General features: G+C 40.0%; 24 protein-coding genes. 16 read left to right on the top strand and 8 right to left on the bottom strand.

Going from position 1 to position 24,549, the window contains the following annotated elements; genetic code table 11:
* The first annotated feature begins 134 nt into the window (after positions 1-134).
* A complete protein-coding gene (locus V7K98_RS16440) occupies positions 135-602 on the top strand; it encodes a YidH family protein (protein ID WP_335023594.1) in 468 nt (155 codons plus the stop codon).
* Here the strand turns inward: V7K98_RS16440 and V7K98_RS16435 are convergent.
* Positions 583-2,778, bottom strand: coding sequence for a recombinase family protein (locus V7K98_RS16435; protein WP_335023592.1), 2,196 nt, complete (start codon positions 2,776-2,778; stop codon positions 583-585). The two genes, V7K98_RS16440 and V7K98_RS16435, sit on opposite strands and share 20 nt — an antisense overlap.
* 78 nt (positions 2,779-2,856) lie before the next feature.
* On the opposite strand from V7K98_RS16435, the gene V7K98_RS16430 reads away from it, so the two are divergent.
* Positions 2,857-4,212 (top strand): proton extrusion protein PcxA, encoded by a 1,356-nt coding sequence (locus V7K98_RS16430; protein WP_335023590.1) that lies wholly within the window; start codon positions 2,857-2,859, stop codon positions 4,210-4,212.
* 101 nt (positions 4,213-4,313) lie between these two features.
* Complete coding sequence (mltA, locus tag V7K98_RS16425; RefSeq protein ID WP_335023588.1) at positions 4,314-5,606, top strand: murein transglycosylase A; 1,293 nt, start codon at positions 4,314-4,316, stop codon at positions 5,604-5,606.
* Between the two features lie 190 nt (positions 5,607-5,796).
* Here the strand turns inward: mltA and V7K98_RS16420 are convergent, their stop codons facing one another.
* Both V7K98_RS16420 and V7K98_RS16415 read right to left on the bottom strand, forming a co-directional pair.
* A complete protein-coding gene (locus V7K98_RS16420) occupies positions 5,797-6,030 on the bottom strand; it encodes a DUF3134 domain-containing protein (protein ID WP_335023586.1) in 234 nt (77 codons plus the stop codon).
* 203 nt (positions 6,031-6,233) lie between these two features.
* Positions 6,234-6,662: a hypothetical protein gene (locus V7K98_RS16415; RefSeq protein WP_323233319.1), complete on the bottom strand. Its 429-nt coding sequence runs from the start codon at positions 6,660-6,662 to the stop codon at positions 6,234-6,236.
* A gap of 903 nt (positions 6,663-7,565) precedes the next feature.
* Between V7K98_RS16415 and V7K98_RS16410 the strand changes: the two genes are divergently transcribed.
* The 11 genes from V7K98_RS16410 to V7K98_RS16360 all read left to right on the top strand — a co-directional run bounded on the left by V7K98_RS16410 (position 7,566) and on the right by V7K98_RS16360 (position 18,466).
* Complete coding sequence (locus V7K98_RS16410) at positions 7,566-8,183, top strand: hypothetical protein (RefSeq protein ID WP_335023583.1); 618 nt, start codon at positions 7,566-7,568, stop codon at positions 8,181-8,183.
* Between the two features lie 18 nt (positions 8,184-8,201).
* The gene (locus tag V7K98_RS16405; protein WP_335023581.1) at positions 8,202-8,579 is read left to right on the top strand and encodes a hypothetical protein; all 378 of its coding nucleotides are present in this window, start codon (positions 8,202-8,204) and stop codon (positions 8,577-8,579) included.
* On the top strand, positions 8,527-11,274 hold the full coding sequence (locus tag V7K98_RS16400; RefSeq protein WP_335023579.1) for a hypothetical protein: 2,748 nt from the start codon (positions 8,527-8,529) through the stop codon (positions 11,272-11,274). Before V7K98_RS16405 ends, V7K98_RS16400 begins: the two co-directional genes overlap by 53 nt.
* Positions 11,275-11,354: 80 nt before the next feature.
* On the top strand, positions 11,355-12,152 hold the full coding sequence (locus tag V7K98_RS16395; RefSeq protein WP_335023577.1) for a hypothetical protein: 798 nt from the start codon (positions 11,355-11,357) through the stop codon (positions 12,150-12,152).
* A 392-nt stretch (positions 12,153-12,544) separates the two neighbouring features.
* Positions 12,545-13,594 (top strand): hypothetical protein, encoded by a 1,050-nt coding sequence (locus V7K98_RS16390; RefSeq protein WP_335023575.1) that lies wholly within the window; start codon positions 12,545-12,547, stop codon positions 13,592-13,594.
* 255 nt (positions 13,595-13,849) lie between these two features.
* Positions 13,850-14,668 (top strand): hypothetical protein, encoded by an 819-nt coding sequence (locus V7K98_RS16385; protein WP_335023573.1) that lies wholly within the window; start codon positions 13,850-13,852, stop codon positions 14,666-14,668.
* Between the two features lie 56 nt (positions 14,669-14,724).
* Positions 14,725-15,417 (top strand): hypothetical protein, encoded by a 693-nt coding sequence (locus V7K98_RS16380; RefSeq protein WP_335023571.1) that lies wholly within the window; start codon positions 14,725-14,727, stop codon positions 15,415-15,417.
* 8 nt (positions 15,418-15,425) lie between these two features.
* On the top strand, positions 15,426-17,033 hold the full coding sequence (locus V7K98_RS16375; RefSeq protein ID WP_335023569.1) for a hypothetical protein: 1,608 nt from the start codon (positions 15,426-15,428) through the stop codon (positions 17,031-17,033).
* 117 nt (positions 17,034-17,150) lie between these two features.
* The gene (locus V7K98_RS16370; RefSeq protein ID WP_335023567.1) at positions 17,151-17,726 is read left to right on the top strand and encodes a hypothetical protein; all 576 of its coding nucleotides are present in this window, start codon (positions 17,151-17,153) and stop codon (positions 17,724-17,726) included.
* A 183-nt stretch (positions 17,727-17,909) separates the two neighbouring features.
* Positions 17,910-18,149, top strand: a complete 240-nt coding sequence (locus V7K98_RS16365; RefSeq protein WP_334862696.1) for a hypothetical protein — start codon at positions 17,910-17,912, stop codon at positions 18,147-18,149.
* 59 nt (positions 18,150-18,208) lie between these two features.
* Positions 18,209-18,466 carry a hypothetical protein gene (locus tag V7K98_RS16360; protein WP_335023565.1) on the top strand — a complete coding sequence of 86 codons (258 nt, stop codon included), beginning with the start codon at positions 18,209-18,211 and terminating at the stop codon, positions 18,464-18,466.
* A 52-nt stretch (positions 18,467-18,518) separates the two neighbouring features.
* Here the strand turns inward: V7K98_RS16360 and plsY are convergent, their stop codons facing one another.
* The 5 genes from plsY to V7K98_RS16335 form a co-directional block, all read right to left on the bottom strand.
* Positions 18,519-19,199 carry a glycerol-3-phosphate 1-O-acyltransferase PlsY gene (gene plsY, locus V7K98_RS16355; RefSeq protein ID WP_335023563.1) on the bottom strand — a complete coding sequence of 227 codons (681 nt, stop codon included), beginning with the start codon at positions 19,197-19,199 and terminating at the stop codon, positions 18,519-18,521.
* Between the two features lie 23 nt (positions 19,200-19,222).
* On the bottom strand, positions 19,223-19,378 hold the full coding sequence (locus tag V7K98_RS16350; protein ID WP_335023561.1) for a hypothetical protein: 156 nt from the start codon (positions 19,376-19,378) through the stop codon (positions 19,223-19,225).
* Complete coding sequence (locus V7K98_RS16345) at positions 19,379-20,644, bottom strand: DUF3086 domain-containing protein (RefSeq protein ID WP_335023559.1); 1,266 nt, start codon at positions 20,642-20,644, stop codon at positions 19,379-19,381.
* A gap of 217 nt (positions 20,645-20,861) precedes the next feature.
* Positions 20,862-21,248: a DUF3119 family protein gene (locus tag V7K98_RS16340; protein ID WP_335023558.1), complete on the bottom strand. Its 387-nt coding sequence runs from the start codon at positions 21,246-21,248 to the stop codon at positions 20,862-20,864.
* A 408-nt stretch (positions 21,249-21,656) separates the two neighbouring features.
* Complete coding sequence (locus V7K98_RS16335; protein WP_335023557.1) at positions 21,657-22,451, bottom strand: MlaE family lipid ABC transporter permease subunit; 795 nt, start codon at positions 22,449-22,451, stop codon at positions 21,657-21,659.
* Between the two features lie 410 nt (positions 22,452-22,861).
* On the opposite strand from V7K98_RS16335, the gene V7K98_RS16330 reads away from it, so the two are divergent.
* Positions 22,862-23,158, top strand: a complete 297-nt coding sequence (locus V7K98_RS16330) for a hypothetical protein (protein WP_335023555.1) — start codon at positions 22,862-22,864, stop codon at positions 23,156-23,158.
* 535 nt (positions 23,159-23,693) lie between these two features.
* Positions 23,694-24,515 carry a signal peptide peptidase SppA gene (gene sppA, locus V7K98_RS16325; protein ID WP_335023553.1) on the top strand — a complete coding sequence of 274 codons (822 nt, stop codon included), beginning with the start codon at positions 23,694-23,696 and terminating at the stop codon, positions 24,513-24,515.
* Positions 24,516-24,549 lie beyond the last annotated feature (34 nt).

Raw genomic sequence — 24,549 nt, 5'->3', positions numbered from 1 at the left:
TACCTTATTTACTATTGTAAAGATTCCGGCGATCGCTTGGGGTTTTCTCAGACTTCTCACTACACTGTGTTGAGCTTATGGCGCTAGTCCATGCTATTCATCAATTCAAGGATAAGTAGTCGTCAGAAGTACTCATGGATAAAATACCAAAAATTGACCGTCAAAGGGAGCATCAAGCGAATGAACGTACTTTTCTGGCTTGGCTACGCACTTCTATTGCATTGATTAGCTTTGGTTTTGCGATCGCGCGATTTGGGATATTTTTGCGCCAGTTGAATCTTGCTATTACTCAACAAGAACCTCCGGTAAATCCATTATCCAACTCGGAAAATTTGGGTCTTGCTTTAGTAATTTTTGGAATTTTAGCTGTTGTATTGGCCGCGTGGCGATACAACCAAGTTTTCTGGCAAATTGAACGAGCAGATTATAAACCAAATAGGTTAATGGTTTGGATAATGACTGGAGTCGTAATTATTTTGGGACTTCTGAGTATTCCTTTGCTCTTAAGGCGTGATAAAGTCCTTCCTCGCTCTCCTTCACCAATTCAACCACAGTCTCGAATCCATAAGATCCCCGACTTCTTTAAGAAGTCGGGGATCTGAGCTTATCGTTAGTCTCAGAAATAACCGTTACACAAGCATTTACTAAGGGTAACAGCGGCCCTAATTGTTCTTGTCCATTCACTGCTAAATCGCTGTGACACAAATAAACTCTCTCGGATACACGAGACAGTAAATCTGTCAATATTCTTTGCAGTCGTTGTTCTTCTGCTAATTTTTCATCTTCTGCTGTCCAAGGTTCCCCTAACCTGTCTCGCAGGAAAAACGGCGCACCGAATAACGTCGCCGCGCCACCTTTCGCCCAAAGTGGTGAACCAGCATCTAGCCAAAAATGCCAACGGTGCGATCGCCTACTAGACCGATATTGAAATATAGTTGCTAAGGTGACGGCTTTTCTCGCGCCACCAATGGGACGCACGGGGTAAGGGTTGGCGGTGATTGTACCACGTCGCAGTAATTGAATAAATTCAATAATAGTTGCGTTAGGCGTTGTCTCAACTGGGGCAATTTGTCGTAATCTGGTATCAATTTCCCAGTAGTGTTGAGCGGTTTCTAATAATTCCCGCAATGCTGCTAGTTGTTCGTAGGGGAGATTGCTACCATTCCACAAGAAGCGCTGAATTGCTCTATCTAAAAGGGAAATAGGACTGGGAATTAACCGCAATTCTTGTTGCGATCGCTGTTGTTCTAACCACTGCAATATCTCATTATAGGCTGTAGTAGCCGCATAGCCGATTCTATCCCAGCGCTCGAAGGTTGACACTGGTAGCAAGTTGGGGCGATCTGGATGGGGTACAAAGCAATAATCTGCAATCAAACCAGCACGTACCGGATCGATATTTGTAGAGACGCGATTCATCGCGTCTGTAGAGTTTTCTGGTAGTTGTTGCTTTCTACTCAATACAACTAACATTTCTGCGACGGCATCCCTGTCAACAAGGCGACCCAAGCCGGGATAAACTAGCGCCAGCATGGTGAGTAATGCGCGAATGACGGGTGAACTAATTAGGGCACGTTGATCATTGAGCGATTCTACTGGGATATTTTGTTTAACGAGGATTTCTACTAGAGTATAACGAGCGATCGCATCTAAACCTGGTGCAATAATCGCCACTTCTTCTGCTTGTACTTGCTGTGATTGGATCGCATTAGCAATTACCTCGGCTGTTTGGCGCAATAATTGAGCGCGGGAGGTGGTTTGAATGGAATGCACAATCTCAGGTAAACTCACCAGTACCATCGGTTCTGTGACTAATTCCACCATCTGTTTAGCTTGCTCTCCCAAGGACTCTGGAGGCGGCCCGGTTAAGATTTCTACCCGACAACGCTTTGCTAACCCTTCTAGATAATTGGGATCTGCTCCTAGTCCCAATCGCACTGCACCATCGGGATTGTAGCTAAATGCGCCGATCGCACCTCGATCTAATAGCAATTCAAACAAAAGACGCGCTACGCTAGGATAATCGTCAACATCATCCGCCAATACTGCTTGATAGCGTTTAGTTAGGTGCTGTTGGTAGTTGCGATCGCTCAACAAATATTGACTATACAGTTCGGTAATAATGCCATAAGTAAGTAACCCCCTCTCTAAACACCAGTTACGCCAATCAATGAGTAAAGATGCCAAAAATTCCGGCTCTAAAGTTGTAGTGTTTTCCCCCAGACCCTTTGCCAAAATCTGGGCAATATTTTCGCAATGTACACCACTGTAAGCAGCTAATTGCAACAAGTCTAAAATGCGACGTACCAAGCGAGACTCATTTACTCCCGCAATTCGTAAAATTTCTTCATCTAATTGGGAACGCCAGAGTTTGGTTGCTAATTCTTGTTCGGTTTCTGGTCGCAACCTTACCGGAAACTGCGCCTTCAGGTTCAATGATTCAATTAGCAACGGCCAAAATAAAATAACTTCATCCTGGAAAAAACCTAACGGTGTCTTAGCACGTACCGGATATTTACCCAAGGTTGATGTAATAATTACATCTCCCAATTCTCGGCGATTATCATCATTGGCAGCTAGGACTAAAACTCCTGGCTCTGTTTGTTTAAGATATAAAAATTCGGATATGCGATCGCCTTTATTACGTCCCTGTTTATTAGTATAAAATGATTCATTATACTGCTTCTCAGGTTGTACCCAACTACAAAATTGCTCTACCAAATGAGCCGTCTTCCCACTGCGACTAGTGCCAACAATCCAAACCGAATGAGAAACCACAAACTTTCTCCTTGTAGATTTGCTAGTCTACCTCATGCGTTAACTTAAGGTTAAGAATAACCAAATAATGCTGGATGATTGTTTCTAATGAAAAACTCTGTTTTTGTCCAAAAAATCTATTCTTTTTTACTTGATACTTATCGATGGTATTTACAGACTCCTGAACGTTCTTTAAATCAAGCTTACGATGCAGCATTAAAGATTAAGGAAATAGAAAATAAGCATTTCAATGGTAATAAAATAGACGTTGACTTAGCCATGTACAGTAACAGCGTCATGGATTATTTTGAGTCAGACCTAAATAAGCTATTAAAAACTGCCAAAATGCGGCTTACAGAGTTTAGATCAAGCCGTTGGTTTCTAAATGAAGAAGATCAGGAAGCTGCCCAGAAAACAGGTATAGAGTATCTTAGTCCTGCTTTAGTTTTAGAAAAGCTAAACTTTATCGATCAAGTTATATCCAAATACACAACAAGTCCCGATCAAATAACTTCTAAAGATTTAGTTGTCAAACCTCAAAGTTTACCAGTTAACTCTGTGATATCTGATGACAATTCGCTGGTCGTCAATACTCCAATATTACCACCCAAGATACCAACTCAAGACTCGTATATAAAACCAAAATCTAAGCTAAAAGCCGATACAACAGGCATTTTACCCCGCTCTATTTTGAGTACTATTACCCGTCTGCAAGTTGAATTAGACCCTAATGCTGAAAAAGAAGTAATTCAGAATTTTCGTCAAACTCAAAGAAGAACAATAATATCTATTAGGTTTATTTTACTATTAATTATCGTACCACTTTTGACGCATCAAATAGCGAAAGCTTTTTTAGTCGGCCCATTTGTTGAGCGGTTTAGAAATAATGAGGAAATGCAGATATTCCTCAACTCAGAAATGGAAGAGGAAGCCCTTGTAAACTTGCAAAGATATGAAGAAAAGCTCAAGTTTGAAAATTTCATAAAAAATGCCCCAGCGCTTTTGCCTGAGCGGATAGAAATTGAAATGAAAAATAAGGCTGTAGAGATTGCTGAAGAATTTCGTAAAGAAAGCTCTAATGCTATCAAAAATGTTTTTGCAGATATTTTCTCTGTATGTGCTTTTATCTGGCTTTTAGTTGTTAGCAAGTCTTCTATTGCTGTACTCAAAGATTTCTTCGATCATATTGTTTATGGACTTAGTGATAGTGCTAAGGCGTTTATCATAATTTTATTTACCGATATATTTGTAGGATTTCACTCTCCACATGGTTGGGAAGTGCTGCTAGAAGGTGTATCGCGCCATTGGGGATTACCAGCAAATCGAGATTTTATCTTTTTATTTATTGCTACATTTCCAGTAATTTTAGATACTATTTTTAAATATTGGATATTCCGATATTTGAATCGGATATCGCCTTCGGCTGTTGCCACTTATCGGAATATGAATGAATAATGAATTGGGGATTGGGCATTGGGGATTGGGCATGGGGCAGTAAGTTATTTTGGTTGTTGAATTTGAGCGAAGTGGGATAATCTGAAGAATTTTGAATTTTGATGAAAAAGACACTTGCTGAGTTAGGGAAGTTTAGCAAAGTTCTCGGCATAAGCTTATCTGTGGTTTTATCGGTTTTTCTGGTGCGGATGCAATCTTTGGCGCATCAGGAACTCAGTCCGACAGAATGCCGTTTGAAAAAGTGGGATATACCAGTTTCGTTGACTGGTGAAAATCAAAATGCACTTACAGAAAAGCAAAAAGTACCATTAATTCAGAGACTACCAGTTACTTGTTGTCAAGGTGATACCTCTTGTTTAGATGAAGTTCTCTATGGAAAAATACCAGACAAGAAGGCGCTCTTGAGTGCGATCGCTCACAGTCTCCAATACCTGCAAACGGCTAATGCTGCGGCTGCTTATCAAAACTATCCAGTGGGGGGGATTACGCGCGATCGCGTCTTCAAAAGTTTGACAAGATTCCGCGAACTTCTGCTAACAACTAATTCTGCAACAGAATTACATCAAGCCATTGAGCGGGAATTTGTTCTTTATCAGTCAGTCGGTAACAACACCAAAGGTTCCGTTTTATTCACTGCCTATTATGAACCACTTTATGCAGCCAGTCGCGTCCCCACACCAGAATATCGTTATCCTGTTTATCGATTACCTCCTGATTTAACCTCTTGGCCTAAACCTCATCCTACCCGCGAAGAATTGGAAGGAGTAGATGGTTTACAAGGCACAAAAGGAAAATTACGAGGATTAGAGTTGTTTTGGTTCCGCGATCGCCTTGAACCATATCTAGCTCAAATTGAAGGTTCAGCGCGACTTCAGTTTCCCGACGGGACTCAGACAGCCATCGGCTATGCTGGTAATAATGCTTATAACTACAAAAGTCTGGGGCGAGAACTAGCGAATGATGGCAAATTACCGCTACAAGGGATGACTCTGCCAATTATTCTCGACTATTTCCAAAAGCATCCCCAAGAATTAAATATTTATATTCCGCGCGATCGCAGTTTTGTTTTTTTTCAAGAAAACCACGGTGAACCAGCCCAAGGTTCGATCAACGTACCCCTAACAGCAGAGCGTTCTATCGCTACAGATAAATCTCTCATGCCTCCTGGTGCTTTAGCGTTGATTCGCGCTTCTATTCCCTTTGCTAATCCTACCGGAAAACTGGAGGAGCGCATCGTTAGCCGCTATGTTCTTGACCAAGATACTGGAGGTGCAATTAAAGGTGCAGGTAGGGTAGATTACTTTTTAGGTACTGGGAAATTAGCAGGCGATCGCGCTGGTGTCACAGTCAGCAATGGACAATTATTTTATTTATTACTCAAATCCAACAATTAAAATAAAAAAACCTCACCCACTCCTATCCTACATCCCTCTCCTTACTAAGGGAGAGGGACAGGTTTTGCACAGCAAAACCAGGGTGAGGTTTCTATAAGACTCAACCACAAACCCCCATACCAAAGACTTGCGTGTACACCGTAGCCTTTACAAGGAGAGGGACTGCTGTACAGTGATTACGAATTACGAATTACGCTTCTACATCCATATCATTATCATCATCGTCATGATCGTAAGGGATATCGTCAAGGTCGATCATTTCTGAAATTTCTTCTACTTCAGTTAGATACTCAGATTCTTGATGTTCACGCTCAATTAGACGACCAGTTGACTTTAGCCATTCTAAAAGAATAAACTCATTACTTGTACGAATTACAGGCGCTCGTTGGTTACGAGGTTCTTCACGTAAAGGACTTGTAGGCATAAAAAAAACTCACTGTGAATTATAGGGCACTGTACAAAAACAGAAAAATTGTACATTTAAGGTCAAAAGACTTGTTATCCAAGACTTTTCTGAACAGATGAAATATCAACTATTGAGTTTTTTATTCTCTTGTCCGTCTACTTAGATACCATTAAAATGTCTTTGCGTCAGTCTTAATCATAAATCTTCAAGTGGACGCAATCTTACAAAGCAGTTGGTAACTTGGCAATAGTTTCATACATATCAGAGGGTAACGCAGACAATCTGTTCGCTACAGCAACTGCATCAGCTAAATTGCTAAACTGACACCGGACAATCTCTTGTCCATTTCCTGAAGGGAATCGCTTTCTAGCTTTGTTAGCTACAGCACAAATAATCGCTAAAGCTTTGGCGAACCCGTCTTTTGTCAATATTGTTTCCTGAGCGAACCCTTCAACAGGGATAAGACAAACCTCAAACCGATAGCCCGGCCTCGGAGAAACAGCTATATCGATATACGGTTTATCTTCTTTTCTGATTCTCCGTAAATACTTGGCTGTAGAATTAGTATCATGCAAATCAGTCCCAAGGGCGTAAGTAAAGAAACAATCTTCTGTGAGCGACTCAGGACGGGTAATTATATCCGTTGGCATAAATTAAACTACTATCCGTATGTTGTCTGGGTTTGTGACACACTAAACTTGTCCGTTATTTCTAGCACATTTTTTGATTGAGAGGTATCAGTTTTATACAAGGTATTGCAATATAGTTCTGCTCACTAAAAATTTCAATTTTTGCAATACTAAAAACTCTCATCTCTAAAGGATAGATTTGCAATACAAACCGACACCAAAACACCTTCACAATCAAAGTTTGTAGAGATTTAGATTCGGAGAGGTGTCTACATAGTCAGTTATATGACCGAAAATATTTCTCAACTGATCAATTATAACATAGTTGACGCTTTAACTTTTTTCAACTATCCTGACCGATAGATGTTAGACCAGCAGCAATACTAAGGCTATATTAAATTTTGACTTTTCAATAACTAAATACTTGCTTTACTAGGTCTAATTTTTACCATAATCATTTAGTAGGAGAGAAAAAATACTTGCGAAGTAGGAGTGTTGATATAACTTTAAGTATAACAATATTAAATTATAGATTCTTAAATAAATACACGTATTAAATAGTACTATGCTTAACCAGATTTACTTGTATACTCCAGTCTTTGGAAAGTCAAATAACTGAAAGATAGTCTCAAGAATTATTTCCTATTTTCACTAAATTCCCTAAGCTGTGATTAAGACAAAATCTGTCTGATGGCTGTAATAGTTCTACTTTGAGGGTCAAAAAATGGTTTATCAAAGTACATACACAGGTTTTTAAAGAAATATTAATATTTTCTTAACTTAATCATAGTTGTATATAATGTAAGACTTTAACTTCAGGTTAAAAAATTTGATTAAAAATAAATGTTAAATCATGTTAAATTAGTTTGGATATTGTAAACTTTTAGACAACCAACACCCAAGTAACTATAGGAAAATTAGCAAATGTCTAGACAAAGTTCTCACAAGAGAAACTTTTTCAAAGGTTTAACTGGTAGCGCTGTCAAAGTATCTCATAAGTTAAGACTAGGGCTTAAATCCAGCTTACTTATTTTAGTTGAATCTGTACCTTTTTTGATTGCTTGTGCTGTACTTTTAAGCGTTATCAGCCTAAAAAGTCCTATACTGCTTTTTTGTTTACTAGTTGGTAGTTTAATTACAGTTACTACCCAGCAAATTGGGCAACAAGTAAATTTACCCAAGCGATCGCTAATATTATTACAAATATTAGCAGCAGCCGTAATTCTGAGTTTATATTGGTTAGACTGTTTTGCAGCCCCTGCACAAGCACAGTTTTTTGGAGAAGCTGAAAAGTTTTTTAAAAGAAACTTAGGTGGTGCAGCAACAACTGGTGGTGGTAGCGAGACAGCAATAAGTTTGATATTTAATGTGTTGCGGGCGATTTACTTACTCTATATTGCAATCTCCCTGGTTGGTGTGATTAACGCAGTGCGTAAAGATGAAGATTGGCAAAGCATTGCCAGAACTCCCTTATTAGTCGTTGTTGCTGTTACTATTGCTGATGTACTCACACGCTTTGTAATTGGCCCACAGCAGCAGTAAATAATTCAGATATTTCAAATGTCTCAAGAGCGGGAACAAGAATTTCGTCCAGTCAATCAAGTTCTAGGAAGCCAACCTTCTCTAGGGCCAATTCCTGCCGATCAAATTCTTCCTTGGACGGTAATTGCCTTAGCCTCCTACTTTATCATCAATGGAATTTTTGGTGGGATTTTCCAAGAAGAGTTTCAAAAATGGTTGTGGACGATATTAATGACTGGTTGGGGAATTGGAACTTGGTGGATTTTAACTGGTGGTAGGAGTTGGAGTTTTTTAAGTAAATTTATAGGCGTTCCCGCTTGGACAAGAGGCTTTGCTCGTTATCAAAGCTTATTGGAAGTTAACCATGAAGCAAAAAATCGGAAAACAAAGCGTCAGCATCGCCGGAAACGAAAGTAGATTAACACCATTTGAAGATGCCTTACATTTGGCGACAATGCTGCGTGTCGCTCTGAATGGACGCGATATTGGCGGGTATCTTTTGACAAAAGGCACTCAAAAAGATCGGTTTTGCTTTGTTTTTGGTTTTGACTGTAAGGGAATTCATACCACTTTAAGACCCGAACAAATCGATACACTTTTTAATAACATTGAAGCTGGATTAAAAGATATCCCTAGCGGTGAAAGGATGACACTGCATTTAGGATCTTTTAGTTGCGATAAAGAACGTCAAAAAGAATTAGCAGCGCTCATCAAAAATGCGCCATCACGAGATATCAAATATTTGCTGATGGCAGAAAGAGCCAGAGTTAAAGAACTGACTATTTCTGGTGTTCGCAAACCAAAATCTTTGCGGATTTACGTCACTTATACCGTTGAATCTAACTCGCAACATGCAGATGACTGGATAGAGAAGCTTTTAGTCAAAGCTGAATCATGGTGGTTGAAATTCAAAAATGAACTCTCAGAAGTAGAAAATCAGCGCCTTGAAACTCTAATCACAAATGCTTACAAGCAGGGTTTTCTGCGCTGGGAACAAATTTTATCTAACCAAATGGGGTTGGATGTCAAACCTTTGACAGCAGATGAACTCTGGGAAGGCATCTGGAAAAGGTTTAATGATACGCAGCCAATAGAGATTCCCCAGTTAATGACTTTAGATGAACAAGGACTACACGAGGAAGTTAATTCAGATTTAGCTAGTAGTAAATTGCTCATAGACAATATCCACGGCACAACTTTGCTGATGGAATCTAGCGTACCTTGTGCCGATCGCCGTTGGGTTAATGTTAACAATCGTTATATTGGCGTACTATCATTTCTGGAAAAACCCGGAGGTTGGCCAAATAAATCTACTCAACTACGCTATTTATGGGAACTATTAGCGAGAGAAAGAGTAGTAGATACAGAAATTTTTTGTGAATTGACTGCCGCAAATCCAGCATTAGTAAAAACTACTCTACAACGAGTGCTGAAACAGTCAAACATGACGACAATCATGGCTCAAGAAAAAAGTAAAACCATTGATGTCAACGCACAATTAAAGTTGAAGAAATCAGTAGCAGCACAAGAACAATTATTTGAAGGCGCTGTTCCGATTTATACGAGTATTGCTATTTTGGTACATCGTCCAACTGTTGATAAATTAGATGAGGCAACAAGATATATTGAAAACTGTTTTCAACGTCCAGCCAGGGTAATTAGAGAAACTGAGTATGCTTGGAAAATATGGCTGCAAACTCTACCAATAGTTTGGGAAGGTTTGTTAGCAACACCGTTTAACCGTCGCCAGCTATATTTAACAAGCGAAGTTCCCGGATTAATGCCTCTAGTTTTAACTAAACGCGGTGATAAACAAGGCTTTGAGTTGATTGCCGAAGAAGGCGGAACACCCGTACATTTAGATTTATTTAATCAACACAAAAATTTAGCTTTATTTGCGACAACTCGTGCTGGTAAATCGGTGTTGGTATCAGGGATTTTAACTCAGGCTTTGGCACATGGCATTCCTGTCGTGGCGCTAGATTTCCCTAAACCTGATGGGACATCAACTTTCACAGACTATACAGAGTTTATGGAGGGTAATGGAGCCTATTTTGATATTTCCAAACAGTCAAATAACTTGTTTGAACAGCCAGATTTACGATCGCTAGAACCAGAACAACAGCGCGATCGCTTCAACGATTATACCGCCTTCCTCGAATCAGCGTTAATGACAATGGTTTTAGGATCGTCCACTGAAAGTCAAATTTTATCGCAAACGGTGCGATCGCTACTCAACTTAGCTTTAGAAGCCTTCTTTAGAGATGAAGGCATCAAAGAGCGATATCGGCAAGCGATGGCGGGAGGATTTGGCACTCCGGCTTGGCAAAAAACCCCTACCTTAAAAGATTTCCTCTATTTCTGTTCACCAGAACACTTACAGCTAAGTTCCTTAACTGGCAGAGTAGAAGATGCTCTGAGTCAAATTCAGTTGCGCTTACGGTTTTGGCTTTCTAGCCGCGTCGGACAAGCTATTTCTGCACCATCTAGTTTTCCTACCGACGCACAACTTTTAGTGTTTGCTCTCAGGAACTTATCAGATAGTGAAGATGCAGCCGTACTATCTCTGAGTGCCTATTCAGCAGCACTAAGACGCGCATTAGGTAGTCCAGCTTCAATATTCTTCATTGATGAAGCACCAATCTTATTTGAATTCGAGCAAATCTCTGACTTAGTTGGTAGAATTTGTGCCAACGGCGCTAAAGCCGGTATCAGAGTCATCTTATCAGGACAAGATCCTGATACCATTGCCAAATCTAAAGCTGCATCTAAAATTTTGCAAAACTTGACAACACGATTAATTGGACGCATTCAGCCAGTTGCAGTAGATAGTTTTGCAGACATCTTAAAATATCCCCGCAACATTATTTCTCGTAATGCCTCAGAAAGCTTTTTTCCACGGAAAGAAGGCGTTTATAGCCAGTGGCTGTTAGATGATAACGGTATTTATACATTCTGCCGTTATTATCCAGGTTATGAACAATTGGCAGCAGTTGCGAATAACCCATCTGAACAAACTGCACGTAGCAAAATGATGCAACTTCACACCGATAAGTATGAAGCAATTTCTGCATTTGCTCGTCAATTAGTGGCTACTTTACGTAGTAGTTGATCTAAAAAGTTATAAATAATATTTCAAAGCAAATTTCTGATTCACTACTTAATTTCATCTACCTTTTTAGGCATATATATATGCAAAAAACTACCATTTTTACTCTTACATTGCTATCCTTGGCAATCATACCAGCGATCGCACAAGTTCAAACGGGTGGATTAGGTCAGGTTTGGACTGATTTTCAATCATATTCCACTGATTTGCAAAACTATCTTCAAAATAACCTGAGCGACACTGTAGAAGCACAGAGTCAAAATAATCTGACTAATACCAGGGGAGAATTGAATATACCTAACCCTGTTGCTGCGGGGAAACAAGTTCGTGACGATTCGACTCTCTACTCAAGATCAGATAAGTTTGAAAATAATGCCGCCGTGCGTGGGAATTTAATTGGTAATGAATTCAATCGTGTAGTTACCCGTGGATCAGCAGAAAGCGTTCTCGGTGAGAATGGACAGATTCGCTCAAAAGCAAAGTTAGAAAATATTCAAACAGCTATTGAGAGTGTTACAGATGTCAACAAGAATAATGATTTAGATAATGATATTACAAAATATATTAATCAATTAACCACACTTGCAAATACACCAAATCCAGCAGACAAAATACTTACTCAGGGTTTAGGTACATTACTAACTGCTAACCAAGAAACACTTAAAATCCAAAGAGAGCAGATAAAAATTGTCGCCGAATCCTACGCAAAATCTACACAATTAGAGCAGTCTTTGCAATATTCTAACTTAAATTTAGCAACTATTTCTCAACAAACAGAAGAAGCAAATCGCGCTCGGAGAGTAGATACATCTACAGAGGGGGCAAGACTTTTACGAGCTACTTCTCAAATAGATTTGTTTGGAAGAGAAGTTAATAAATAAGATTTCCTGATTCAAAAAATTCTCATTACGTTGGGATACAACATACAGTTAATCGGCGGTTATAAATCGAGTAAATTTCATTCTTTTCAATGAAAAATGTTGTAATACCATTTCTTTGTGAGGCTGTGCCAAACCCTTTTAACTTCTTCCTTTGTGTTCTTTGCTTCCTTTGCGGTTCGTTTTTATTTGTTGTACTTAGGAACTTGCAAATAAAAAAATATCCAACTTTTTATTGTGGGGTGGGCATCTTGCCCGCCCATGATTACAGGTGGGCAAGATGCCCACCCCACAAGATGGGATAATTTATTTCTTGGAAATCCCTTATGGTTTAGCGCATCTTCATACAGAATCGGTATAACTCTGCGAATACAAAAAATATTCAATAAATCAAAATGCAACTTGCTATTCAACTAATTTTTGCCCAAGTAGGCATCGATGACGTTCTCGATAATGGTGTCGCAACTTCCCAAAGCATTGCTCAAGGTTGGGATAAACAATGGCTAGATTTATTACAAAACAATACGAGTAATAACTTGTATGGAGCTATAACAAACCTGGGTATTTTTTTTGCAGTCGGAACGTTGTTATTTTTTATGATACAATTCCTGAGAGATTTAATATCCTACGAATATACCCGTCCAATATCAGCTTTGATTTGGCCTTTTATAGTGGTAATCCTATTAAGTAACTCAGGTAATGGAAGTATACTTTCTAATCTAACCCTGGGAGTACGGAATTTTTTAAATACTGTGAATCAGCAAGTAGTGGCATCCACAGATGCAGACAAAATATACCAGCAAGCACTGAATATGAGTATCGCTGAAGACATAGCTGGTTCTTTGCTGCGTCCTTGTGAATCACTAACTGGCCAACAACAAAGTCAATGCTTTGTCAAAGCTGCTGAAAAGGTTAATAATCTCTGGCAAAAATATAGAGATACTTATGGAAATAAAAGCTGGATAATTAGACTGCAAAATAAGGTAGATAATATTAGATATGGTACTGGGAGTGTATCAGAAGCGTCTTTTAATTCCTTATTAGGTTCTACAGTCCAAACGAGCATCAAGAACTTTTTAGTTTCCTTACAATATGCCTTTCAGAATTTGATAGAAGCTACTATGTTGCTAATAGCAGCTTTAGGGCCAATAGCTGTAGGTGGTTCTTTACTACCTGTAGCCGGGAAACCGATTTTTGCATGGCTGACTGGATTTTTATCTATTGGAATCGCCAAGATTTCATTCAATATTATTGCTGTGCTAACTGCCGCAGTTATTGTCAATGGGCCAGGACAAGATGCTAATGTTGATCCAGACTTAATGTGGTTTATAATTTTTCTGGGAATTTTAGCACCAGTTTTATCGTTACTTGTGGCTGCTGCCGGGGGTTTTGCTGTTTTCAGTGCTATCAGCAATACGGCTTCTCTAGTCAAGGAAAGGATTTAACAATTCAAAATTAAAGACATTTTCAGACTGGGATTTAAACCCCGACTGAAACCGGTGCTACGTGAAGAAGTAGGGGTCTTAAACCCTTTAAGTTATGATAAAATAATACAAATTATTATATATATAGGTATAAGAATTTGCGCGGTAGGAGCAATTCATGAATTGCCCCTAACTGGAAATAAGGGTTTCGGCTATTGTTTGGGTAAGTCCTAATATGTATAATAGCTGAAGTTTTTTGGAGGAGGAGATCAGTAAATGGTGCGTTTACTAGAAAAAAGACAAAGAACGGGAAGTGTTTTGACTGTTTTTGCGATCGCTACTTTTAGTTTACATATATTAGTTTTACTTTTCTTCATACTTCAAGGCATAAATATTCGCCAACTCAGTCTGAGGAAACCTCCCAACTTTGTGCAATTAATAGATGGTAAAGCAGTAGCTGATATTGATGATTTAGAAAGAGAACCGGAAGCAATTCGCAGATTCATCAGCAAAACGATGATATCAATGTTTAGCTGGTCTGGAAGCTTACCAGCACAAACTATCGAAGAAGTTGCCAACCCAAAAGCAGATTTAGGAATTCCGATTAGAACATTGCAAGGTGGCAGCCAAAAAATTACTACCAGCAGTTGGATAGCTAGTTTTGCCTTATCAGAAGACTTTCGTAAAGGGTTTTTAAGCACTGTTGCAGAGATGACACCGCCGGAAGTTTTTTCTGAAAATGCAACCCTTGTTATGACATCGCAATTAGTTATTAAGCGGATTTATCCACCAAAAAAAATTGCCCCAGGTAAATGGAGAGTGGGTATGGTAGCTGACTTAATTCAAAAGAAGCGAATTGGTGATGCAAAACTCATAACCCCTTTTAATAAAGATTTACTTGTCCGTGCTACAGATTATTTTGCTAACCCCCAAATCGACAATAGTACTATTTTGCAAAAAGCAATTTATAGTACCAGGGCTGATAAATTAGAAATTTATGAAATTCGTAATTTATGTTTGCTAGATAACTACAATAATCTGAATGAAGACAGCTTAAAAGAATGCGGAAGTAGAGGTGGTAGCTTTATAAAATAATCGGGTTTTAATTTTATTGATAATACTTAAATCTTAATATAAAAAATAAGTTATTAATGCAATTACTTAAACCAGAAAACAAGAAAAATAATCCCTTACCAGTCTTGGCAGTAGGAACATTTGGTTTACATCTGTTTACCTTGCTATTACTAATATTTAACGGGTCAATGTTACAACAGTTAGGTCAGAAACTTACACCCCGAAGTTTAGTACAACTAGTTGATGGTCGCGCTATCACAGTAGACCCCCAACAAAATTTAGAGCGACAATCAGAGACTATTCGGCGCTTTGTGGGTGAAGCTATGAGCTTAATGCTTACTTGGTCACAACAGCAGCCACCAACAGAGGTCTGGGAAGTTAGCTCCCAACTGGTAGCTGATAATTTCAAACAAAAACTTAAGTCAGAAATTACTAATTTAAATCCAGATAGCCAATTTGAAAATGTTACTAGAGGAACCGAGAATGTATTAGTAATACAAAAAGTTTCACAACCCACCAAAATAGGCGATGGAAAGTGGAAAGTTGAGATATTTGCCAATCAATTAATTTTTAGCGGTTATGATAAGTTGGGAAAATCAGTTACCTTTAATAAACAAATTCTAGTTAGAGCTATAGATGAACCAGCAACTTCACTGCCAAATGCAGCCCTACCATCGTATTTCGCAGCTTACCGCCTCGGTGAAGCCAGATTAGAAATTTATAATGTATGTGAAATCCAAGATAAAAATTGTTCTGGTAATCCAAACTAAGCTCTACCATGACTAGATATTCAATTCCCGCAGAAACTCCTCCACAAAATCTATTTACTCTAACCACCGACGACGATCGCCAACTGCAATCTGTAGAAGCTTTTGATTGGGAATCACGGATGGCCAAGTTGGTGGGCTTTGAAGAAGAATCTTCTTATCCCGAAACCCCACCATCAGAAGACTCTGCAACACCACAACCATCAGTTTCTGAACCACAATCTCAACCACAAGAAGTTCAGACTAAAGAACCCCTATCATCTAATCCCTTTGCAAAATTAGCTTTGGTGGGGGCTTCTACCTTAGCTGTCGTTTTGGTGGCTGGTGTGTTTTTGTCCCAACTGATGAACACTAGCAGTCAAAAACCAAGAACTATTGTTGCTCCACCAGTGCGGGAGCAGCCAACCGATCAATCTATATCTCAACAGCTAGCAAGCGAAGTAGATACTCTCAAAACGAAGTTGGCCCTAACTGAACAAGCAGAGTTAGTCAAAGCCGCTCAACAAAAGCTCAGAATGGCAAAATCAACGCCTACAGTAGCCGTACAACCAGAACCATTAGTTTCTTCTAGAGGTAAACCGAGAGTGATCCCAACACCTCCAGCAATAGCTTACGTGCCGCCTCGGACAGTCACGATCGAGCGCATCCCTGTTTCTCAACCTTTACCAGTAGCCCAGCTACCAGTTGTCAAGCCAGACATTCAACCAGTGGTTAATATAACTCCACCATCACCACCAAACCCACTTGAAGAATGGGCGAAGTTAGCAAAATTAGGTAGTTATGGTCAAGTAAATGTCACAGAGCAACCTAATAGCGTGGCAGCAGCGACTTATGCACCTCCAAAGGATACCCAGGTGCAACAACCGCAAAACACCCAACCAGTAACTACTGCTCCTATGGTTAGTCAAGTGCAGCAACAGGGGCAAAAATCTGTGGCAGTAGGGACTAGCGCCAAAGCTGTGTTGGCAACAGCAATATTTGGGGAAAGTACTAGAGCAGGAAAGAATACCGAAACAGACGAAGCGAAAAACGTATTTGTGATTCGGTTGAAAGAACCGCTAAAATCTACGGATGGTAAGATCGCTGTACCTGCCAACACCGAATTCTTAACTGAAGTTCGTTCCCTTTCCGAACAAGGTCTTTTGCAGATGAACGTGATCAAACTTATCTCGCAAAATAATGGCAACCTTACAGAACAAAGCTTACCCAAGAATGCAATTATTATTCGCGGTACCCAAGGGAAACCTTTAATAGCAAATAAATTTCCTAGTAAAAGTTCATCTATAGCGTCAATGGATGCAGGATTATTTGTTTTGGGAGGTATTAGTAAAGCAGCAGAGTTAATAAATCGGAGTGATACTGAACTCCAACCAATTACTACACAAAGTACCGACGCAAACGGTAATTCAAATGGCACCACTACAACTCTGACTACTGTAACTAAGAATAGACGTAACCTTGCGGCTGGTGTTGTGGAAGGTGGTTTGAACTCTGTAGTACCTCAGATTTCACAACGTAATCAACAGGCGATCGCCCAAATGTCTCAACAAACCAATGTTTGGTTTTTACCAGCAGGTACAAATATTGAAATATACGTTAATCAATTAATGCAGTTTTAGGAGGTAAAACTGATACCAATTTTAGATTTTTGATTGGGTAATGGTAATTGGCAATTAGTTTTATTTCCATGTTTCTTATATCTCCTTGTTTTCTCTACCAATACCACCATTCCAACCATGAAAAAGAATACTAAATTGTCAGGAAATACGCTAAGTAATTCTAATTTTCTACAAATAGCTTCCTTAATTTTCTCAGTTGCTATGTTATTGGTAGCAGGTCGTGCTGCAGCTCAAAATGCCGTTTTACGTTCCATGTTTTCCTGTCAAGCACAAGGTTTAGGAGGAGTAATACCTACTATTGATGTTTCGTATCAACAAGGAACAAACTTAAGTTTTATCCAAGCTGGAGAAGTAATTAAAAAAGTTTGGTTAAACGATCCATCACAGGTGATTATGGATTTTGATGGGCCAGTATGTATGCAGTTTGGTGCGGCATCTAATACTAATACAGGAGATTGTAAAAATTCAGCTGCTAATGTTATTCAACTAAGACGAATTAAAAAACTGAACATTCCTGGACTTCCTACCACTAGCAATACACTTTTAACAGTTGTTACCGAAGGGCAAGGTAAAAACAAGCTATATACTTTTCGAGTGATGTATGGAACAGGTAGCCCTGAATATCATACCTTAGCTATTTTTGCCGATCCTCCTGGCAAAGAAGCTCCCTGTATAATAAAACGCTCACAATAAACCCTAGCAAAAGCACTTGAAAGCGAAGGCAATGGAAGTTTCCCTCTTGAAAACGCCACAACTTAACCCTATTGCCTTACTCAGCCTTTTGTAGCCGCCATCTTTATAAATCTTCAGATAAAAACCAACCACAAATTCCAAATCTGTGTAAATATAAAGAAAAGCTTAAGAGGTTACAGACTCATGGTGACTGCCAAAATGATGCAACAGCTTTGGGCTGTAATCGAGTCTACCCAGGTCAACACCCTGTTGCATTTTGACGATGCTGCTTTAGTACACTTGCTCCTCCAGCAGTTAAAAGCGAAGCAGGTGATTGATCCTCAAGCAGATAGCAGCCTTAATACTTATATAAAATCTAAACTACCCCTAATTCGTGATACGGCTGAAGGTCGTCTATCCTTCGGGCAAGGTGGCAATCATTAGCACGAGAAATCGATTGCTCACAGCCAAGCATACGCTCAGAGTCCAAACAGTTGAATATTATGAATCACTGGCTAGTAATTGCCCTAGTAGCTTATCTCATTGGAGCAGCAATTGAAGGGGTGACTACAGCCAGTCAGCTATCTCATTCAGTGCCAGAACTAGCTAAAAGTACACAAGCTCAATCTTCAGAATCTGCTAGTGAAACTAGTTCGAGTTGGCGAGTGTTGGCTGCTATCGCTTCAGTAAGTATTTGTGGGGCTTTTTTCTGGCCTTGCCGCCTAATCCACCGTTTAATGAAAGGTAACGTTAATTCGTAATTTTAGACCCGACTTAAATGCGGGTGCAAAAGATACATTTGCGGTTGTTCTATCATGCAGTTTGTTCCGGTTCGGTCGCTACATTTTGTCCAATTTTTGGCTCAGTACCAGCAAGCAGTCGTTCAATATTAGTGCGATGGCGCAAAATCACATATAAGCCACCAGTAATCCCAAACAGAATATAGGGTAAAGGTTGATGCAAGATTACCATGAAAATGGAAACTGCGATCGCACCTACAATTGAACTCAAAGAGACAATCCGCGATATCGCCACAACAATGGCAAACACACCAGCTGTTGCTAAACCTATTTGCCAACTTAGGGCCAATAAAATTCCCAAGCTGATAGCAACAGATTTACCACCACTAAAGCCCAAAAAAATCGATTTACTATGTCCCAAAATGGCAGCTAACCCAGTTAAAATTACTATCCACGGTTCCCACAATTGTGCATCTACTGTAGGGGGGATAAAATTTTGACTAGAAGTGAAATCGAATAACCAGTAAACTAGAGCGATCGCTAATACTCCCTTTAAAGTATCAAGTACTAAAACGAATGCTCCTGGCCCTTTCCCCAAGGTTCTTAGCACATTAGTTGCGCCAGTAGAACCTGAACCAACTTCCCGAATATCAATACCCTTTAACTGCTTCACAGCAATATACCCAGTGGGAAAAGAACCCAGCAGGTAGGCTATCACCACGATTGCCGCACATCCGCTTAACCAAATAGCCATATTAAAATTTAAAATTTACTCATTCAAAATTCAAAAAAGTCAAGAGATATTACTCTTGACCAATGCCCCTCAGTGATAAGTGCTGTCAGGGGTAGCGAGGCGTTTAGCCCCTGATGAATGGGAAAGGATAAAGCAATGCCCAATGCCCAATGCCCAATGCCCAATGCCCAATAACTCATTTAAAAATCATCATCATAGTTTCTCACGGTTTTGGGGTCAGGAGCAAAGGCTAACCAAAGAGGAAATTGCAGCAGTGATAAACTGATTTGCTCCTCTGAATCGTCAATGATAATTAAGGGCAGTTGATTGGCTTTTGTCAATCGGTCTGCTTTTTGAGCCAGAGCATCAGATGCTTCAAATAATACCACGCCCCGATCTGGGCCGAAATCTGGGCGACCGATTCCCAGACAGTCTTGCAAGCCGCGCCGCCATTCACCTAATCGCTCTGGTGTATTAGCTAAAACTAAAGTACGAATGCGATCGCCATACAGCTTGTGTAATATCGAAATTGCAGATGAGGCAATTAAAATATTCTGTAAGCGACTACCCATTGTCCGTAAACCACCCCGTCCCCCTTGGGTAAAAAACCAATTCGAGACACGTTCTGCATGGATTGGTTCAAAGGTACGACGTAGTTGCCACGCTGGCCCGTAGTAATCTGGTTTATTGCGGTATTGGTCAATTAGGCGGCGAATTTGTTTTGTAGTGTCTTGAAACTGCTGCTGGGCAAATTGTGGGATTCCAGATTGGGGTTCAACAGGTTTAACCTCTTTCACAGATGGTTTTTCGCGTGCCACTACAGTTGGTGTTAGTTGCAACTGTTCAGCCGCAATAGCCAAATCCTGTAAGCTACCCGTGAGATAGTCTTTAAAACCCTGCACCCGAATTGCCAAGTCTTGGGATGTACCAGCAAAAGTGGTTCGCATCTCGTTGCGAATACGTTCTTGGCGGCGTTCTAGTTGTTCTACAGAAATTTGCAGAGTTTGTTTGCGTTGTTCTAACTGCACCAGCGACTCTTGCACAAGTCGTCCCAGTGAAGTTTGAGTTTCACTCACAAGTGATTGAAGGTTTTTGTAAGAAGCTTGTAGTTTGGCTATTTCTTCCTTGAGAGCCGCTTCAGTGCTTTGCAACTCTACCACTCGCTGCTCTGCTTCTGCATATAATGACAATCCGATTTCTAACCCCAGTGCAGTATTTTCCGGTTCGGGTTGCGCTACAAACTCGCCATTTGAATTTTCTGTTAGCTCTACTGTAGTATCTACCACTTCTGCATTGGAGATGAGTGGCTCAAAAGTTGCATAGTCTTCTGATGAGCTAACGCCTCCTGTTTCTTCCACTGAATCAACAGATGGATTTACAGGATGTTTAACCGCATTGTTCTCTTCTTGTTTTTCTGCCAACCGCTCATCAATTGGTTCTGGAGTTTGAGATGCCTCTGGGTTCATAAACAATAGTGTAATTCCTATGACGAGAATAAATAGCTTTCAGAAATATTACAATTGACCTGCTATAAAAGTCGTGAGTAATGGGTGCTGAGTTATGAGTTTAGATCAAAACGACTCAGCACAGATGGCACTCATATCAATTATTTGTAAAGCTGCATAAAATCAAGCTTGGTAAGACTTGGGGCAAAATCCCCAAGTTCTGTAATCGGTATCAGGACTAAATACGCGGACAACGTTGTTCTAAGCAAGTTCTCAAGGCGTTGGGATCAAATAAAATTGGCAAAAAGTGAATACTTTTAATTTCTTTAAAGTAAAACAAGATGGGGACTCTATTCCAGAAGATTCTCCAGTTTTGCCATTCCTGGTAGGGAAAGCGCCGAATCAACTTTTCGCTTCTGTAAATATCTAAGTCAGTGACGGTAAATTGCAACCGCAGCGTTAACGCCTGAAACATCAGAAACAAACCAAACAGTGTGAAAACAGAGCCTATCCACGGTTGTACTAACAGTAGCGGAATAGCGGCAATCACCAACACTATAGGTATATTGTAACTAGGCTTGAGTTCCACAGTGGATGTGGAGTTAGGAGCAAATGAACTTGTCATAGTCTTAAACCCTGCTTTATTTTTTAGCTAAAACAGTAATAAGCCCCACGTCTCACGTTTACGGAGCGTGGGATGAATTACGAGTGAGTTGACGACAGTTTCCCGAACGCACAGCGATAGCGCGGGAGGGAAGGATGGAGGAAGCGAACAAATTTCATGGTAGTATTTGAACGTAGGTGTAACTCAATTAAATGCAGAAATGCAGCCTGCAAAAAAACAAAACTTTCATAAAACCAAAGATCCTGGGGCGCAAGGCTTTAAAGCTCAGTTAATGTCTTCATAGAAGAGTCACTGAGAAGCCCACATTTACCCGCGATTGGGGAGTGTGTGGAGTACGTCACTAGGCATATCTCCTATTTTAGGAGTCAGGAACTCGGAATTTTAACAGACGCGATTAATCGCGTCTCTCTAGCCTTTCAAAAATGCACTGCCAAGCCCCTGAAACATTAACCAAGAAAGAAAGAAGTTGCTCACAAATATAATTAGTAAGGCAGTCACAACAGCAGTTGTGGTTGACTGTCCTACACCTTTGGCTCCTCCTGTTGTTGTTAGCCCCCAACTGCAACCAATTACGGCGATTAAAATGCCAAAGCAACACGCCTTAATCATGGCGCTAAAAATATCCCAGATACCAAGAAAGTTACGGGCTGAGTCTAGAAATACCGTATCAGAAAGGTTGTAGATATTTGTCGCAATTATGAATCCTCCGAACATCCCTGTTACCAAAGATAGGAGGGTTAAAATCGGTAACATTAAACAGCAAGCAAGAACGCGGGGAATAACTAAGTAATCGATTGGATCTGTTTTTAACATCAACATGGCATCGATTTGTTCTGTGACTCGCATGGTACCGATTTCGGCTGCAAAGGCAGAACCGACTCGCCCCGCCAAAACCACTGCTGTCAAGACGGGAGATAGTTCTCGTGTCAACGCTATAGAAAGCACTCCACCGATAATGTTTCCTGCGCCAAAGTTAATAAATTCCCGCGTTACCTGAATGGTAAACACTGCACCGACAAAAATAGCCGTCAAGAGTGAAATAAATAGGGAATCAGGCCCAACTGCTGCCATTTGTTCCAAGGTGTTGCGCCGATGGATTTTGCCTCTCAATAGGTGAACTAGGACTTGCCCACCCAGAAAAATCGCCGCCAGCAATCGCTGGCTCCATTCTCCTAAACTGGATTTGGATGTAGTCTGGTTCAATGTTCTGTAGCTAACTCGGTAACTGCCTTAAGAATAGCGGAAGTCGTTGGAATTGGGAATTGGGAATTGGGAATGATTATTTCTATCTCGTTTTCGTCATGCCTCTGGCTAATAAGGGGACTGAATATTAACTTAGATTAAACATGCTCTCAGAAAAGAAAGCTATGATTAAACGTGCTGCAAACTAATGAATAGGTGCTAATCTTGACCACAAGCCTTATTCTGCAAGGGTTTGATTGATTCAATTAATTTTGGAAAGCCCCAGCACGTGCTGTAACTGGTAGCCGTTTCTTTTAATGAAAACTTAAGATTTTTGACATATCGTCTACTTGGGAGCGATCGCACGTATTGTAGAAAATGACAAACCGCTATCTAGCTAGCATCATCTCTACTCACGGAGTTTGTCCTAAATGACTATTTTAATTAACTTTCTCCGCTCTTTACTACTTACAATCATTTTTAGCTTTGTCGCTCCCATCTTTTTTGTGGGCGGATTACTGCTTCTTTTATCTCTTATCGGTTCCTTTCCCAGCTTACAAGAGTTTACTGAAGCGATCGCTACTCAGATTATGGATTTTCTTGCCATCTTTGGCAGTGGAACTCCCCTGCATGGATTATTTGTCATTAGCTTAACCTGTAGTTTTGTCGGGGCGCTGTTTGATACTTATGTTTGCTATCGGTATCAAATTTTACGGATAGATTCCTAGATAATATCAATAGCTTTTTTAAGGGTTCATGAGTTCTACAACAGAGAAAAAATTGAGATTTCCCAAAGTTAAAGTACTACTTGTATTAACCTAAATAGGGATTAGTGTGGCTGAATGGATTTTTATTAATTAAATTTATTATCGAAATTATTCATTAAATACTTATTGGTTATTAGTTATCATTTACTGATAATTAGTGCAGTTGCGCGACCATAGTAAAGCAATCTTAAAACAGCCAAAAATCCATAATAGTAAGGGCTTTGAAACTTATAATTATCCAAAACAGCTAAAATAGTCTATGTTAAACTACCGCGTTGGACGCTAGACTAAAGTTTAGTATTGTGTGTTAGCTGCAATTTTTAAGGGATTTAATAGTATTCACCGAGAATATCAAAGAAACTCACTGCGAAATATAAAAACTTCCTTAAAATTTTGATAAACACAATGCCTGCTCATGTTTCTTAACAGAGCAAAAAAGGTCTTATGACCTCTGGGGATCTTATATTGAGTTTATTACGAGGTATGTTTACAGCTCATGGTTTGGCCGTTTAAGCCCAAGTTTAGAAAACAAATCGCGCGGATTGAAATTACTGGTGCGATCGCCAGTGCTACTCGCAAACGCGTCCTAGAAGCACTGAAAACTGTAGAAGAAAAAAAATTTCCGGCATTATTACTCCGTATCGATAGCCCTGGCGGTACAGTCGGAGATTCTCAAGAAATCTACAGCGCCCTGAAGCGTTTGCGCGAAAAAATTAAAATCGTCGCAAGCTTTGGCAATATTTCGGCTTCTGGAGGTGTCTACATCGGCGTAGGAGCCGAATACATCGTTGCTAACCCAGGCACAATTACGGGTAGTATTGGTGTGATTTTGCGCGGAAATAACTTGGAACGCTTGCTAGAAAAAATCGGTGTTTCCTTCCAGGTAATTAAGTCTGGCCCTTATAAAGACATTTTGGCTTTTGACCGGCAGCTGACTCAACCAGAAGAAAACATCCTGCAAGAGTTGATTGACACAAGTTATCAGCAGTTTGTCCAAACAGTAGCTGATGGCCGTTCTTTAACAGTAGAAGCTGTGAAAAGTTTCGCTGATGGTCGGATTTTTACTGGACAGCAAGCCCTAGAGTTGGGCGTTGTAGACCGCTTGGGCACAGAAGAAGATGCCCGTCGCTGGACAGCAGAATTGGTTGGACTCGATCCAGAAAAAACTCTCTGCTATACCCTAGAAGAACGTAAACCCTTATTGAGTCGCCTTGTACCAGGGAGTCGTCAGTTTTCATCAGGAATTCGATCTGGAATTGATTGGCTCGAATTTGAAGTGTCTACTAGTGGTTTACCGTTGTGGTTATATAGACCATAAATGGTTGTTTGTCATTGGTCATTTGTCCTTTGTT

This window comes from Nostoc sp. (genome assembly GCF_036917435.1).
In the GTDB taxonomy this organism is placed as follows: Bacteria; Cyanobacteriota; Cyanobacteriia; order Cyanobacteriales; family Nostocaceae; genus Nostoc.
This window is presented reverse-complemented; position numbering and strand designations above follow the sequence as displayed.

Coding starts and splice junctions, on each gene's coding strand:
- V7K98_RS16395 (WP_335023577.1), top strand. CDS start 11,355: ATGCAAAAAACTACCATTTTTACTCTTACATTGCTATCCTTGGCAATC.
- V7K98_RS16365 (WP_334862696.1), top strand. CDS start 17,910: ATGGTGACTGCCAAAATGATGCAACAGCTTTGGGCTGTAATCGAGTCT.
- V7K98_RS16415 (WP_323233319.1), bottom strand. CDS start 6,662: ATGCCAACGGATATAATTACCCGTCCTGAGTCGCTCACAGAAGATTGT.
- V7K98_RS16345 (WP_335023559.1), bottom strand. CDS start 20,644: ATGAACCCAGAGGCATCTCAAACTCCAGAACCAATTGATGAGCGGTTG.
- mltA (WP_335023588.1), top strand. CDS start 4,314: ATGAAAAAGACACTTGCTGAGTTAGGGAAGTTTAGCAAAGTTCTCGGC.
- V7K98_RS16370 (WP_335023567.1), top strand. CDS start 17,151: ATGAAAAAGAATACTAAATTGTCAGGAAATACGCTAAGTAATTCTAAT.
- V7K98_RS16375 (WP_335023569.1), top strand. CDS start 15,426: ATGACTAGATATTCAATTCCCGCAGAAACTCCTCCACAAAATCTATTT.
- V7K98_RS16385 (WP_335023573.1), top strand. CDS start 13,850: ATGGTGCGTTTACTAGAAAAAAGACAAAGAACGGGAAGTGTTTTGACT.
- V7K98_RS16360 (WP_335023565.1), top strand. CDS start 18,209: ATGAATCACTGGCTAGTAATTGCCCTAGTAGCTTATCTCATTGGAGCA.
- sppA (WP_335023553.1), top strand. CDS start 23,694: ATGGTTTGGCCGTTTAAGCCCAAGTTTAGAAAACAAATCGCGCGGATT.
- V7K98_RS16410 (WP_335023583.1), top strand. CDS start 7,566: ATGTCTAGACAAAGTTCTCACAAGAGAAACTTTTTCAAAGGTTTAACT.
- V7K98_RS16405 (WP_335023581.1), top strand. CDS start 8,202: ATGTCTCAAGAGCGGGAACAAGAATTTCGTCCAGTCAATCAAGTTCTA.
- V7K98_RS16400 (WP_335023579.1), top strand. CDS start 8,527: ATGAAGCAAAAAATCGGAAAACAAAGCGTCAGCATCGCCGGAAACGAA.
- plsY (WP_335023563.1), bottom strand. CDS start 19,199: ATGGCTATTTGGTTAAGCGGATGTGCGGCAATCGTGGTGATAGCCTAC.
- V7K98_RS16330 (WP_335023555.1), top strand. CDS start 22,862: ATGACTATTTTAATTAACTTTCTCCGCTCTTTACTACTTACAATCATT.
- V7K98_RS16420 (WP_335023586.1), bottom strand. CDS start 6,030: ATGCCTACAAGTCCTTTACGTGAAGAACCTCGTAACCAACGAGCGCCT.
- V7K98_RS16380 (WP_335023571.1), top strand. CDS start 14,725: ATGCAATTACTTAAACCAGAAAACAAGAAAAATAATCCCTTACCAGTC.
- V7K98_RS16390 (WP_335023575.1), top strand. CDS start 12,545: ATGCAACTTGCTATTCAACTAATTTTTGCCCAAGTAGGCATCGATGAC.
- V7K98_RS16350 (WP_335023561.1), bottom strand. CDS start 19,378: ATGAGTTATTGGGCATTGGGCATTGGGCATTGGGCATTGGGCATTGCT.
- V7K98_RS16340 (WP_335023558.1), bottom strand. CDS start 21,248: ATGACAAGTTCATTTGCTCCTAACTCCACATCCACTGTGGAACTCAAG.
- V7K98_RS16440 (WP_335023594.1), top strand. CDS start 135: ATGGATAAAATACCAAAAATTGACCGTCAAAGGGAGCATCAAGCGAAT.